Origin of the sequence: Nocardia wallacei (genome assembly GCF_029868745.1) — a bacterium.
GTDB lineage: Bacteria > Actinomycetota > Actinomycetes > Mycobacteriales > Mycobacteriaceae > Nocardia > Nocardia wallacei_B.
In genome coordinates this window covers 14,325-28,204 of record NZ_JARWOP010000208.1, presented here as the reverse complement: position 1 = coordinate 28,204, position 13,880 = coordinate 14,325, and the positions used below count along the sequence as shown (strand labels likewise).

The following is a 13,880-nucleotide window of genomic DNA, read 5'->3' as shown; positions in this document are numbered from 1 at the left end:
CGATGCGCACGTGACGTCCCTGGCACTGACCCCCGATGGCGGCCTCTTGCTCACCGCATCCGCCCGGCAGATCCGGATGTGGGCACGTGCCGACCGGCCAGCCTGGTCGCCGAGATCGAATGCACCGAGGCCATCGAGTCGGTCGAAATATCCGCCGACGGGTGCGCAGCCCTCGCCGTCGTCGGGTACCGTCACGTCCAGTGCTGGGAACTGGACTGGGACTACCGGCCGCGCGCCTAGGACACGCCGCATCGGATTTGCGGAAGAAGGGCGGCCAGCGTCTCAGCACAACAGGCAAGCCGATACACAACGTCCGTTCATGGCCGCTTATCGATCGCTTTGGCTCGTTGTGGCCGTATGTCGGCACATGAGGCGCGGGTCTGTATAGCCGCACGTGGGACCGAAGCGCCGCAGAGCGCCACTCCGGTCATACCGCTCCGCATCCAGCCTTCTTCCAACCAGCGCGCGTTCGGCGTCGGCGAGCAGTACCAGCTTCAGAGCATCGCGTGTCGTACCGCCGTCGAGAGCCAGCTGCCGCTGGCAGTTAGCCCAAGTCGGCTGTTCCGACAGTCTCGCTGTTTACCGCCGGGGACGTTGAGACGAAGGCGCGGTCCTCGTGGTTGTGGGTCGGCGGGTCTGATTGGTGTAGGTGTGGGCGATGAGCGCGGATTGCAGGTACCACTGCCCGTTGGGGTTGGCGGGATCGCAGCCGGTGAGTTGTCTGATGCGTTTGAGCCGGTAGTCGACGGTGTTGGCGTGTAGGTGGAGGTCGCGGGCAGTTCGTTGACGGTTGAGGTCGTTAGCGAGGTGGGTTCGCAGGGTTTCGAGTAGTTCGGGGTAGTTGTCGAGCGGGGCCAGCAGAGCGCCGAGGGCTTCGCGGGCGGGGCCGGGCCGGGTGATTTGGTATTCGGCGGCGAGGCTGTCCATGCGGTGCAGGCCGGGACTCGCATGGAGACGCTGTACGGTGTCGAGCAGTTGATGGGCCTCGACGGCGGCCTGCGGGATCCGTTCAGGGTCGGCGTGGGCCACGGTGGCAGTGAGGTGAACCAGTGCGGCGGTCGACAGCGTGTCGATGAGGGTGTCGAGGTCGGTATCGGTGATCGTGGTTGTGGGGATGAGGACGGTGCCGCCGTCGACGCTCAGTAGTGACAGCACGCCGTTCCCGCACCGGGTTGCCAGGGCGGTCTGGATGCGCCGCAGTTTGCGCCGTGCGACCACGTCGCCGTCCAACTTGGGGTTGTGTTCGTCCGGGTGCGGTGGGATGGACAGGGCGACTACGTGGTACGAGTCGGCGATGTCGATGCCGCATTCGCGGGCCATGGTGGAGGTGGGATGCCCGGAGAGCAGGGCGGTGGTGAGGGTGTGGACGGCGTGATGATGTTCGGCGACCGCGGCGCGCTGTTCTTTGACGTAGGCATCGGAGATGGCGACAGTGATGGTTTCCAGCACGTCGAGCACGCGTCGGGCTGTCTGCTTGACACTCTCGAAGTCGGCAGGGGTGGCGTGGGCGTAGACGAGGTCGGTGCCGAGCCGGAACCCTTCGTGCACGGCGCGGTGGATCGTGCCCAGCGGGATGCCCTCGCGGGCCCATCCCGCGGCGGCGTCTTCGAGTCTTCTGATCTTCTCGGGTACGTCGGTGCCTTCGTACATCGCGACGGCCAGTTCCAGGCACAGCCGGGTGGCGGAGGTGAAGTCGCCGGACACGGCATCGGTGGGCATCGTCCGGCACGCGACGACGGTATCCACGAAGTGCCCCACCATCTTCCGGGACAGACTGCGGACATCGCTCAGCGGCGAGGTGACCGGTCGTCCCGATACCAGCATTGGTCGCTCTGCAGTACGAATGGTCTCGGTCATGGTCGATACTCCATTCCATCGCCCGTGTCACCCGGCCACGGGAGGATTTAACCTAACAATGCGATGTCGTGCTGTTCAGGGATCTCGACAGGATTGGGTGCGGGTAGAAGTAGTTACACGATCGGCTGTGTCCGAGCACAAAACTCGACGCCCGGAATGGGCGACCGACCAGTAACGCTTACGGTGGTCGTAACAAGGGCGTACCTGCGATGAGAGGCGGTACACATGAGTGCGGACCCTGAACTGTGCCGGTCTGGCCGGCACGATTTCGAAGCGGCGTCTGATTCGGCTTTGGCTGCGGGGTTCGGTGTCGCACTCGCTCTGGTCGGCGCCGCCGAGGACGCGGGCGGGACGACCCTGAGATGGCTGGAGGACGTCGCGGCGCGGTGCGCGCGGCTCGGAGTTCCGCTCCACGACGTGCATGCCATGGTCACCGAGGGGCTGGCTACCGGGCTCCGCGATCACGGCGGCCACGTTCCGGTCCGGGCGGAGATCGAAGATGCCGGCGATTCGGCGGCCTGGCTGCGAGACATGCTGCGCCACGCTGTTACTCGCGCTTACCGATGCGCATGATCCGCCCCTCCGAACTCGGGGATTTGCCACATGAGGTGCTCGCGGCGGCGGGCGGGGCCGGTGGGTTCATCGGTGGCGGGTTGTCACGAGTGCGTGCCTGCGTTGTACCAACTCGTTGCGGACCAGGATCCGGTGCACCGTGATCCGCGAAGGCACCGGTACGACGCCGTGGCGGTCGAGTTCGTCGCGGATACGCTGGGCGCTCCATCGGCGATGTGCGCGGCGCAGGTCGCAAATTGTGGCTTCGATATCGGCGGCGATGCGGGTGGGGCTGTGACGCGGTCGCCGGGATTGATCGTGCAAACCGTCCGGACCGTCGCTCTCGTACCGTTTGAGCCACTTGACTACTGTTTGCCGCGTCACTCCGTGCCGGGCGGCGACCTCACTCGGCGACTGTCCGGCACGGATCTCCATCACGGCGCGATACCGCTGCTCCCACAATATCTTCGGCGGAACGGGCTCAGGCCGATGCCTGCGCGGACCGATGAGGTAGATGCCCTCGGTTTCCGGGGCCGACCGTGGCGGGGCGAGCGACTCACTGGCGGTCATAGGCGTCCTTTCGGGAAGTCGGTCAGGCGGGCTCGTGGGCCCGTAGCGCATCGCGACAGAGACTGCAGGAACATCGACACAGGATCGGCATCCGAAGCGAACCCACCTGCGGGCCGATCGGCTGCACCGTCCCTGCGCGGCAACACGATCGGCAAAGGCCCACACGTCCCGCACGGTGGTGCAGGGGCCTTTTCACAGCCGATGCCACCGGCGGCGCCGACCCAAACGGTCGGCCGCAAATACGTACTGTCATTGCAGGTCAGGCACTCTTTCACCGCTTTTGACACGAGACCATGTCAAATGTGTGCCTCAGTATCGCACGGCATAACGACGAAGGAAAGGGGTCGATGAACCGGGATTCCAGCACCGCGTCGACAGGCCGGAGATACGCCGGGCTCACTCCCGCTGAGCGCGTCCGCCAGCGCCGGGCCGCGATATTGGCCGCCGCGTTGGAGCTGTTCGGCACGACTGGGTATGCGAGTAGCCCGGTCAAGCAGATCTGTCGGGCGGCGGGCCTGAGCGAGCGGTACTTCTACGAGTCCTTTGCCGACCGCGAGGACTGCCTCGCCGCCGTATACGCCGGTCTCGCCGAGGACATGCGCTCGGCAGTCCTCGCGGCCATACAAGACGCAGCGCCGGATCTCGACGCCGTCACCCACGCCGGCCTGGCAGCCTTCATCGGCTATCTCACTGACGACCCCCGGCGGGCACGGGTGGATCTGATCGAAGTCGTGGGTGTCTCCGAGGCGATGGAACAGCGCCGGCATGCGGTGCTGGCCGAGTTCACGGACATCATCGTTGCCACATGGGCAGCCTCCCGAGCTGAGCCGGTAACACCGCAGATCCGATCGATGGCCGTCGTGTTGGCCGGTGGAGTCAATCACCTGCTCGTCGACTGGCTGATGACCGGCCGGCAGCAGACTCCGAGCGACCTCATCGAGGCTTGCGCGTCCATATTCTCGGCGGTCCGCGAACGCCTCGACAAATCATGAGCGATACACCAGAACACGTCGGTGGAGCGAGCCGGTCGCGCGAGCGGGCTCAGACGGTTACCGCGGTGCCAACCGGGTCGGCGACTTCGCCGATACCCTCAGCGGTGACTTCCAGTACACACGCTGATGCGATATCGAAGAACAAGCCCGACAGCGTGAGACCGCGTTCGGCAACTGCCCTGCGGATCACCGGGTGGCGGTGCAGGGACTCCAGCTGCACAGCGACGTTCACCATGGCAAGCTGCGCAGCCTCGTCGTACCCCGCCGCCGCAGCGGCCGTCGCGACCGGGTGCCCGGCACAGTAGGCGTCCAGACTCGGCCGGGCGTGCGCGAGCCAGTTGTCCATGCCCGGCCCGGCTGAAGTCCCGGCCAGCAATGTCGTCATCGCACCGCACGCGGAGTGACCGCACACCACCACGTTGCGCACCTCGAGGTGGTCCACCGCGAAGGACAACGCCGCCTCGAGCGACGCGTCCGACCCATCGGCGGGACGCAGATTACCGACGTTGCGGACGGTGAACATATCACCCGGGCCGCTGCTGGTGATCACATTCGGCACGATGCGGGAATCCGCACAGGTCAAAAACAGCGAATGCGGGTCCTGCCGCTCGCGCAGTTGATCCAGGTGCGGCCGCACCACGTGGGCGTGGCTACGGTGATACGACGCCACACCGGCCGCGAGCGGGTCGTCGCTGCGGTCGCGCCATGGAGCGAGCACTCCGTCCAGCATGCCGCGTGTCCGGCCGCGCATCGGCGGGCCGGTCAGCGCATGTGCCATTCGGGCGGTGCCGATCTCGGCGAATTCGACGGTGCCCCCGGTGTTTTCGTGCTGGCGCGCCCAGTCGTGGAGAGCCTCGTAGGCGGCATGGTCGAGGAAATCCACGGTCAGCTCGATCAGCACATCGGCGCCGCTGGGCACCTCGGTCAGCTCCTTGGTCAGCTTCGGCAGCGCCAGGAAGGTGCAGGTGCCGTCGATACCGACGATCCAACGCTCGCTCCCCGGCACCGGGGCGGCGTGCACCGACACCCGTACCACGCGCCACAGCAGCAGCACGAACGCCAGCCCCAGGCCGATCAGCACGCCCTCGAGCAGATTCAGGAAGACGACACACGCCATGGTCACCACGTACACCGCCAGATCGCCGGTGCGGTGGGCCAGCCGGATGTGCGCCAACTTCACCAGTTGCACACCCACCACGATGAGCAATCCCGCCAACGCCGACTTCGGCACCTGCTGCACGACACCGACCAGCCCGATCGAGAACACCAGGATCCACACACCGTGCAAGACCGCCGAGGCCGGGGTGCGCGCCCCAGCGGCGACGTTGGTGGAACTGCGCACGATCACGCCCGTCACCGGCAGGCCGCCGAGCATGCCGGAGGCCAGGTTGGCCGCACCCTGCGCCATCAACTCGCGATCGAAGTCGGTGCGCTCGCCGGTGTGCAACTTGTCCACCGCGACCGCCGACAGCAGGCTCTCCACGCTGGCGATCAGCGCGACGGTCAGTATCGCCAGCACGATGCCGGCCCAGTCGCCGCTGGGCAGGCCGGGCAGGCCGATCGCGTCGAACAGTGACCCGTCGATTTCGATGCGACTCGGATCGCCGGGCAGCACCAGCGACAGCACGGTGCCCAGTACGACCGCTACCAGCGGGCCAGGGATCAGCCGCACTCTCACCGGCACCCAGCGCCAGGCGACGATGACGCCGATGACGATGACGCCGACGGCGAAGTCGTCGGCGCGTAGGTTGAACAGCTGCCCGGGCAGCTCGCTGAGATTTTCGAAGGCCGAACTGAACGAGGTGGCGCCCAGCAGCACGTGCACCTGCTGCAGCGCGATAGTGATACCGATACCGGCGAGCATGGCATGCACGACCACGGGAGCGATCGCCAGTGCGGCACGCGCGATTCGGCTCAGCCCGAACACGATCTGCAGCAGCCCGGCCCCGACGGTGATGAAACAGGTTGTCTTCCAGCCGAACTGGTGAATGGTCTCGGCGACGACCACGGTGAGACCGGCGGCTGGGCCACTGACCTGTAGCGGGGAACCACCGACGAGACCGACGACGATACCGCCCACAGCGGCCGCGATCAGCCCGGCAGAGACGGGAGCGTCTGCGGCGATGGCGATGCCGAGCGACAGCGGCAAGGCGACGAGAAACACCACAATAGAAGCTGGCAAATCGTGGCGGGTGATCGACGCGAGCCGATCGGACCAGAGCCTCCGCAGAGAGGTGTCTGGCGTCGTATCGGTGTCGGGGGACATAAATCTCCTTCACCAGGCCGGCACAGCCGGGCCGGTCGGACGGACAGGTTCTCCAGGCATTTGAAAGCGCCTACAGAAAAACGATGTCCGAGTATCTGAGTCCGGCAGATGTCAGCCGTGAGGACGAGGAATTTTGCATGATCAAAGTAGCGGCAACAGTGCAGCGAAACACTTCTTCGGAGAATGTTTATGACCGCCACCAGCCCAAATCTCCTCGTTTTCCTCAGTGTCATGACATGGTCGTCAATGCTTTACAGCCGGGCATCCGAGCATTTCGTTCAGCGGTTCGGATCACAACAAGCCCGCAGAATCCTTATGAATTATCACGACATAGTCATTGTGAGCGCCGCCGACTTGTTGTGAATGGTCCCGAAGCCTTCGGGACGAACCTGCCCTCGGAATACAAACTCTGGAGAATGTCTGGCGATGACATGCTGGGACGTGTTCAGATTGAGCGGTCCCGAACCTGGGACATTTCACAAGCACAACCGAGGATGACTGTATGAACTCAAGGATTATCCGCCCGCTAGCCGTCGTCGCGTTCGCACTGTCGGCCACCGCCCTCGGCGCAGGCACGGCTGCGGCGGACGCCCCCGCGGCCACCCCGGTCGCAGGCTCTGTGGAAGTGTGTGTTCCCATTCCCGCGCCGACCGGCTCGGGCGATCTGAGCTTCTGCCTGTAACAGGCCGAGCTAAAACTTCTGCGCGGCGGCGAAACCGTTCATGGTGCTCAACTCCCCGGTTCCATTTCGGGTCGCCGCCGCGTTTCAGCCTGTGCAGCAAACCCAGCCACAACGCCGGAATCCGGACCAGTCCGCGGATAGCATCAGCTTGCAAATTCGACTCGACGAGGAAAACTTTGCGGGTCTTCAACTATTCAAAATGTTGGCCGACTCTCTTCAGCCAGGCCCCGAGGGTGTGAACCGATGCGATCGCCTCAGGAGCGCACCGGTGACCGCTACCCGGGGGCGAAGGACAAGAGAGGGAATTTATCGGCGGAAAGGACTCGGCGGTGTCAGCTACCCAATCGATACAATCCGGTTCGAACTCTTCGAATCGGCAGCTAATATCATCGCTACGCGATGTCCGGGCCGTGTCCCGACAAATGGTAACGCTATTCACTGACAATATCGCCCCATGCCGGACCTTGCCGGCGGAGCTTCTGAACGGCGACATCACATCGGTCACTCGCCAGTGTCTGGAACTGGCACTGGCGATCATCAAAAGCGGTGACGTTCCACCGAAGATCACCTGGCTCGAGGACGCGGCCGCGCAGTGGGCGCGTGAAGGTATCCCCCTGGACATCATTCACGCCGCGGTGCACGAAGGATTTCGCCTCGGTACCGATCTAGCCCATGCCGAGGCCACCCCGGACGACTTCGAGGCTGTAAAAGGACTCGGCCGCCAGCTGCTCGATATCCTCGGCGTGATCACCACAACGATGTCGCGGGCCTACGTACGGGAACTGCGAGCTGTCGTCGCCGAACACCATACAGCTGCACACACGCTCACCTCCGCGCTGCTGAGCGGACACGCCGCCACCTCCAGCATGATCCGAGAATGCGGTATCGACGTCGTCGACGCCTATCACGTCGTGGCCATGGCGCTTCCCCCTCATCCTGAGGAACAGCTGGCCGGCCTCGATCCCAAGGTGGTAGCCCGACGCAAACTCCGCCGTGTGCAATCCGCGCTCGCGACCGGCCACCGCGGGCAGACACTAGCACTGCTGAACATCACCGGTGGCACAGTGCTCATCCCGGCGGCCCTGGCCGACAGCGATCTCGACCAACTCGTCACCACACTCTCCCGAGCGGGACAGATCCCGATCACCGCCGCCACCGTGACCGCCGACCGTGACGACATCCCCACAGCCGCGAAGCATGCGCACGACCTGCTCGACACCGTCCAGCGGCTGCATCGCCCCGCCGGCGTTTACCGGATGGCTGACGTCGCACTGGAGTACCAGCTCACACGGCCCGGGCCCGGCCTGAGTTCTCTCGTTGCCATGTTGACCCCGCTCGAGGACCACCCGGAACTGCTACAGACTCTGGAAACCCACCTCGGCAACGGCCTCGACCGACAATCCACAGCTCGCGACCTGCACCTGCATGCCAACACCGTCGACTACCGGCTCAAGCGCATCACGAGATTGACCGGATGCGATCCCAGCCGAGTATCCGATCAAGGGCTGCTACGCGCCGCGCTCGTTGCACGCACCCATATCAGCGAAGCCGCCAACGCCGGCCGACCGCCGCAACAGATCACGCCTCCGCAGCTATCACGGATCCGACGCGCAACGTAACCCCTCGAGTTGACGAACCCAACGCCATCGCGGGGAGGCGCCGGTACCTCAGATCCGAATGCCGTCGCATACGGGCCCCGCAGTGACCGGGGTGACGCCGCAGGGTCGGAGACCGGTCACCCGATATCTCATGGCCTCGCCAGCACAGGGACAGAGTTCGAAACAGCGCCCGTCATGGCGATTCCGCCCGCACCAGCGACCCGGCACCCCAGCCGTCAAATGCCGTTGCCGCTACCGGCGTAGCTGGCCTGGAGGCACAACAACACGTGCCGAACTCGAGTCGCCGCCTGGTACGGGTCGGTCCGACGGTGGCGTATCAGTTGTGGACGAATTGTGCACTCTTGCGGGATCGGCCGGACCGAGAGTCACATGTGGCACCGATGGACGGTCGCGGTAGAGGAGTGAGTCCTATCAGTGTCGACGCTGGGTCGGTGGTGTAGGCCGGACCAACAGCGCTGATCGGAGGGACCAGAGGCCGATGGGGGTGGTGGGGTCGCAGCCGGTGAGTCGGCCGATACGTTTGAGCCGGTAGTCGACAGTGTTGGTGTGTACATGCAGATCGCGGGCGCTGCGTCGACGGTTCAGGTTGTTGGCGATGTACCGGGCGAGGGTTTCGAGTAGTTCGGGGTGATCATCAAGCGGAGCGAGGAGAGCGCAGAGAGCTTCGCGGCCGGCGCCAGGGCGGGTGATCTGGTACTCGGCGGCGAAATTGCGCATCCGATGCAGGCCGGGCCGGGCATGGAGGTGTTCGACGGTGTCGAGTAGTTGATGAGCTTGGCTGGTGGCTTCGGGGATCGTTTCCGGACCGCCATGGGCGACGGCCGCGGTGATCGGGACCCGTGCGGCAGCGGACAGGGCGTCGACAAGTATGTCGAGGTCGATGTCGGCGAGGGCTGTGGTGGGGACGAGGGCAGTGCCGCCGTCGACGCTGAGTAGTGAAAGCGCGCTGCCTTTGCTGTGTGTGGCGAGTGTTGACTGGACGCGACGAAGTTTGCGGCGCGCGACGACGCTGCGATTGAGGGCCGGGTTGCGTTCGTCGGGATGTGGTGGAATCGAAAGGGCCAGCACATGATACGAGTCGGCGATCTCGATTCCACATTCGCGGGCCATGGTGGAGGTGGGATGGCCGGACAGCAGAGCAGTGGTCAGGGTATGGACGGCGTGATGATGTTCGGCGACCGCGGCGCGCTGTTCTTTGACGTAGGCATCGGAGATGGTGACAGTGATGGTTTCCAGCACGTCGAGCACGCGTCGGGAGGCGTGCTTGACATCCTCGAAGTCGGCGGGTGTGGCGTTGGCGTAGACGAGGTCGGTGCCGAGCCGGAAGCCCTCGTGCACAGCACGGTGGATCGTGCCCAGCGGGATGCCTTCCTGTGCCCACCCCGCCGCGGCGTTCTCGAGGCGGCTGATCTTCTCCGGCACGTCGCTGCCCTCGTACATCGCGACCGCCAGTTCCAGGCACAGCCGGGTGGCGGAGGTGAAGTCGCCGGACACGGCGTCGGTGGGCATCGTCCGGCACGGCACGACAGTGTCGACGAAGTGGCCCACCATCTTGCGCGACAGGTTGCGGACGTCCTTCAGTGGCGTGGTCACGGGTTTACCGGAAACCATCAAGGGTCGTGCGGCGATTCGTGTGGTTTCGGTCATGATCGTTAGTCCCTTCCCACGCTGGTCTGCAACGGCATGTCTCCGCCGAGGCAATCGTTTCGGCGAGGACATCCGGACTTCGCCCCGCGCTCATCGTGATTCGAGCAACCGGGCACGCGCGCGAGGTGACGCTGCGATGGCGGGACGGCATCGCGGTGCGCTGCCGGTCGTTCGAAGTGCACAATCCTGAGTGCGGCGGTGCGAGCGTATCGGCAACCGGGTTGTGCGACATATTTCGCTGTGCCGCCTCCCGTGCTTACCAGCATGCGTAACTCCTGTCGCTGACCGTGCCCTTCTCGGACGCAAACGCAGTCGGGCGATGGCTCGCCGTCAGCCTGTCCGCCAGGGCGGAACGGGCGACAATGCGCCGCCGTATGCGCCCCAGCCGACGACGGTGCCGGTTGCGAGTGGCAGCGCGCAGCGAGCCCTCAGCCGGCCGCGCAGAGGGGTGGAGCGGGCCCTGGGCCGGAGCGTCCGTCGATGTGACGGATTCACACTCTGCCCCCGCCGCTCGATAATCCCCGCACGCACAGCGCATATGCCATAGGTCGAACTCGTCCCCCTACCCTTATAGCGCCGCGCCGCAGTTTCCGTCCTCACCCGACCCCTGCCCGGATGAGCGGCCGGGCCCCGGAGGGCCATCGCCTCCGGTTGCCGAAATCCGTACCGTTCGACCGCGTGTACCGCGAGGCTGCGCTGAGCTGGCTGACTGAGCAACTGCCGGACCGATAGCGCTAGGTGGTGCCCCAACGGCATGGCAAGCGATGAGTGTGCGACCTGGGCCGACACCGAAGATAACTCCGTCACCGGGATGATCTGGTGAATTCCGGAAGAAGCCGGCGGCGGCGTCGAGGACGGCTGCGTTTCCGGCGTTGCCGTGTTCGCTCCTTCCGGATCGAAACCGTCCGTGCCGCAGGGGAATTGGCCGCCGCCCCTGCCGCATTGATCATCCGTGCACCGAGCACAGTCGCTCTACAACAGGTCTCAATGAGCCGGGTGGTGCTCAACGCCACGATCCACGCGCACGACGTGGCCAGTCCGGCGTTGGCGCGGTAAACTACTGGTGCACAAGGGTTCTCATGCTCATTATGTCTGGACAACGTCGTCTTCGACGCGTGGCTATTCGCGATATGACAAGAGGGACCGTGGCGAATCTACTGTCTCCACTGGAGGCGTTGTTTCTGTTCGGCGAAGCAGAACATCGTCCGATGCATGTCGGATCGGTGCAGATCTTCACCCCACCCGGCGGTGCCGGCGACGACTTCGCTGCCGAGACCTACCGGAACTCTTGTCGGACAATTAAATAGACGTCACCCTCCGTAAGCGGCCCTTATCGGTAGGTGGTCGAAGCCAACCGGTGTGGCTGTACGACAGAGACGTGGATCTCGCCCATCACGTCACGCGCCGAGCGCTGGTGCAGCCAGGCGGCGCCACGGAATTGTCGGAGATGCTGTCGTGGTGGTACAGCAGCCGTTTGGCGCGCGACCGGCCAATGCGGGATTCCAGTGTCGTCGAAGGTCAGCGCGATGGATCACTGGCACTTCTCACTCGGATGCATCATGCGGTCACCGATGGTGTGGCAGGACAGCACGTGCTCCATCGCCAGCTATCCCTATCGCTGTTGAGCGTCCGCATCGAAACGTTGGTCCATCGGCTTGTGGGCGTATCCACGGTTTGGGATGATCTCGTCCGTTGCCGGTCATCGATTCGATCCGACGTCTCCGAGAGATCATTTCTTGCAGCATTCGTACTAAACATAACCTGGAATCCGCATATCACCTGTGGACTTGGGGAGTATTAGGTCATCGCCGCGTTGCGGAATATCTATACATTCAGACCGCAATCTGTCCGGTGTAGTTTCGTGCAGATGATGCGGCGCGGCAGTCAGCTCAACAGCAAGCTCAATGCCTTGCGCCACCCAACTATCGGTCTTGACGCAAGTCGCATCTCCCCGGGGCGCTGAGTGGAAGCGATATGCCTCAGTTCGACCGTGCGACACCAGGATAGAGGCATTCCTGCCGGAATGTCCAGGCGTCTCGAATAATCAAGAGACGGACTTCACGCATGGGAAGTTCGAGGCCGAGTTACTCGTTCAGGGGAAGGTGGGAATCGAATTCGCATGTTGAATATTGCGGACTGACGCTTCGGTCGCCGGAGGCTGTCCGAGCGATTTCATTTGCAATTGCCAAGGGACCTACAGCACTCCTGGACGAACCTGCCGTGGCAGTTTCATCTCAGCCGCATCGACGCTGGATCGAACGCGACAGCGTCCTGCAACATTGGCACAGACCCGGGACGGCAACGCCGTCGATATCAGCGAACAGGCGACCAGCCGCGGAAGAGCAGAACCGGGCGCACGGCAGCATTGGTCGATGCCCGCCTCGACGCACCGTCGGGCCCCGTACGAGCTCACCGGCAGGCCGAGGCCCGTTGTGACCGTTACTGATACCCACAGTTCCAGTTGGAACGATATCGATACTGGCGATACTCTGGCACGCGGGCCGCGGCATCGCGATGTGCGATGTCGCGGCTCACCTCGAATACTGCTGCCACACTCCAGCGTTCGGCCCGCAGCCGGTAGTCCCGCCTGCCATTGCAGTGGACCGAACGCGGCCTTCGCACGGTTCAACGACGCCACCGTGTGAGGGCTGCAGCAGAATCGAGTACAGCCGGGGCGGCATACGTGGAGATCTGCCGCCCCGGCGGCTCGGTCGTGGCCTGCGCCCCGGGCTCGACCTGGACACGGGCCGGTAGATGGATTTCGACGCGCGCATGAGGTCAGCTTCTCGAAAGCGACCCGATATTCAGCACGTAAGGGGTTCCGCTGGCGTCGGTGCCGGCCATGACCGAGGATTGGTGCTCGTTCTCGGCCGCGATCGTCCAGAAGGTCATGGTTTCGCCGCCGCAGTGTTGGACCGACGGCGCCAGGACGGCGGTATTACCGTCGGCATGCAAGGTCCAGGCGCAGCCGTTGTCGGTACGCGCAACGATGGTTCCGTCGTCGCCGGGGGCGATGGTCACCGTTCCAGTTTTGGTGATCGGCGACGCGGTCAGGATGTTGACGGCCTTCAGCGGGTCGGGTTGGTCGTAGGTCCACCGACCCTCGAATCGTCGCATCGTTTCGGCCCGGCTCTCCGTTCCGGTCTTCGTGCGTTTGCCGTCCGTCAGTCCGAAGCTGAATTCCACTCCCCCGTTGAAGCTGGTGGCGTGCAGTGATTCCCGCATGTGGCCGGCGCCGTCCATCGTCACCTGCCAGGTGTCGATGTTGTAGCCGGAGCCGATGATCTTGTTGAAGCAGTATTGGTCGCGGGAGGCCAGTTCGAGCCGGTCGGGCAGGACCGCGAACCGCCAGGTACATCCCTGGTCGGTCCGGCCCGTGACGCCGCCGCCAGCGTCGCGCTCGAAGGTAATGTTGCCGATCTGCGGTATCCGTACCGGCGTCCCGAAAAGGTTCATCACCGCGACATTGGTGTCACCGGCGGGTTGGTCGTAGTTCCAGGTGCCCAGATAGCTATCGGTCCGATCGAGTGGCGCGGCTGACGCGACGATGGGCGGCGTGATTGCCGCTGCCGTCGTTGCGGCGAATATCGCCGTTGCCATGGTCAGCAGGCTCCGGCAGATGGTTTTCCGGGTGTGGCGTGCCATGGGTGTCTCCTATGCGTTTGTGGGCGTAACCGTTGAGGCGAGCGTCGTTG

General features: G+C 64.5%; 11 protein-coding genes. 6 read left to right on the top strand and 5 right to left on the bottom strand.

Translation table 11 applies throughout. The annotated features are described in order from the left end of the window. The first annotated feature begins 78 nt into the window (after positions 1 to 78). Positions 79 to 240 carry a hypothetical protein gene (locus QH470_RS17600; protein WP_280273461.1) on the top strand — a complete coding sequence of 54 codons (162 nt, stop codon included), beginning with the start codon at positions 79 to 81 and terminating at the stop codon, positions 238 to 240. A 339-nt stretch (positions 241 to 579) separates the two neighbouring features. Here QH470_RS17600 and QH470_RS17595 read toward each other — a convergent pair whose 3' ends face one another. Further along, on the bottom strand, positions 580 to 1,857 hold the full coding sequence (locus QH470_RS17595; RefSeq protein WP_280273460.1) for a PucR family transcriptional regulator: 1,278 nt from the start codon (positions 1,855 to 1,857) through the stop codon (positions 580 to 582). A gap of 291 nt (positions 1,858 to 2,148) precedes the next feature. On the opposite strand from QH470_RS17595, the gene QH470_RS17590 reads away from it, so the two are divergent. Continuing rightward, complete coding sequence (locus tag QH470_RS17590) at positions 2,149 to 2,430, top strand: hypothetical protein (RefSeq protein ID WP_280273459.1); 282 nt, start codon at positions 2,149 to 2,151, stop codon at positions 2,428 to 2,430. Positions 2,431 to 2,496: 66 nt separating this feature from the next. Here the strand turns inward: QH470_RS17590 and QH470_RS17585 are convergent, their stop codons facing one another. Next, the gene (locus QH470_RS17585) at positions 2,497 to 2,979 is read right to left on the bottom strand and encodes a helix-turn-helix domain-containing protein (RefSeq protein ID WP_280273458.1); all 483 of its coding nucleotides are present in this window, start codon (positions 2,977 to 2,979) and stop codon (positions 2,497 to 2,499) included. 347 nt (positions 2,980 to 3,326) lie between these two features. Here QH470_RS17585 and QH470_RS17580 point away from each other — a divergent pair, with 347 nt between their 5' ends. After that, entirely contained in the window at positions 3,327 to 3,971 is a 645-nt protein-coding gene (locus QH470_RS17580; RefSeq protein WP_280273457.1) for a TetR/AcrR family transcriptional regulator, read from the top strand. A gap of 49 nt (positions 3,972 to 4,020) precedes the next feature. Here QH470_RS17580 and QH470_RS17575 read toward each other — a convergent pair whose 3' ends face one another. After that, entirely contained in the window at positions 4,021 to 6,237 is a 2,217-nt protein-coding gene (locus QH470_RS17575) for a SulP family inorganic anion transporter (RefSeq protein ID WP_280273456.1), read from the bottom strand. Positions 6,238 to 6,320: 83 nt separating this feature from the next. On the opposite strand from QH470_RS17575, the gene QH470_RS17570 reads away from it, so the two are divergent. Then, entirely contained in the window at positions 6,321 to 6,743 is a 423-nt protein-coding gene (locus tag QH470_RS17570) for a hypothetical protein (RefSeq protein ID WP_280273455.1), read from the top strand. Between the two features lie 505 nt (positions 6,744 to 7,248). After that, positions 7,249 to 8,538 (top strand): PucR family transcriptional regulator, encoded by a 1,290-nt coding sequence (locus QH470_RS17565; RefSeq protein WP_483243939.1) that lies wholly within the window; start codon positions 7,249 to 7,251, stop codon positions 8,536 to 8,538. 411 nt (positions 8,539 to 8,949) lie between these two features. Here the strand turns inward: QH470_RS17565 and QH470_RS17560 are convergent, their stop codons facing one another. After that, on the bottom strand, positions 8,950 to 10,131 hold the full coding sequence (locus QH470_RS17560) for a PucR family transcriptional regulator (RefSeq protein ID WP_280273453.1): 1,182 nt from the start codon (positions 10,129 to 10,131) through the stop codon (positions 8,950 to 8,952). Positions 10,132 to 11,488: 1,357 nt separating this feature from the next. Between QH470_RS17560 and QH470_RS38250 the strand changes: the two genes are divergently transcribed. Next, the gene (locus QH470_RS38250) at positions 11,489 to 11,986 is read left to right on the top strand and encodes a wax ester/triacylglycerol synthase domain-containing protein (RefSeq protein ID WP_425302694.1); all 498 of its coding nucleotides are present in this window, start codon (positions 11,489 to 11,491) and stop codon (positions 11,984 to 11,986) included. Between the two features lie 977 nt (positions 11,987 to 12,963). Here QH470_RS38250 and QH470_RS17555 read toward each other — a convergent pair. Continuing rightward, positions 12,964 to 13,830: a hypothetical protein gene (locus QH470_RS17555; RefSeq protein ID WP_280273452.1), complete on the bottom strand. Its 867-nt coding sequence runs from the start codon at positions 13,828 to 13,830 to the stop codon at positions 12,964 to 12,966. Positions 13,831 to 13,880: the final 50 nt, after the last annotated feature.

Coding starts and splice junctions, on each gene's coding strand:
- QH470_RS17595 (WP_280273460.1), bottom strand. CDS start 1,857: ATGACCGAGACCATTCGTACTGCAGAGCGACCAATGCTGGTATCGGGA.
- QH470_RS17585 (WP_280273458.1), bottom strand. CDS start 2,979: ATGACCGCCAGTGAGTCGCTCGCCCCGCCACGGTCGGCCCCGGAAACC.
- QH470_RS17580 (WP_280273457.1), top strand. CDS start 3,327: ATGAACCGGGATTCCAGCACCGCGTCGACAGGCCGGAGATACGCCGGG.
- QH470_RS17575 (WP_280273456.1), bottom strand. CDS start 6,237: ATGTCCCCCGACACCGATACGACGCCAGACACCTCTCTGCGGAGGCTC.
- QH470_RS17570 (WP_280273455.1), top strand. CDS start 6,321: ATGTCCGAGTATCTGAGTCCGGCAGATGTCAGCCGTGAGGACGAGGAA.
- QH470_RS17555 (WP_280273452.1), bottom strand. CDS start 13,830: ATGGCACGCCACACCCGGAAAACCATCTGCCGGAGCCTGCTGACCATG.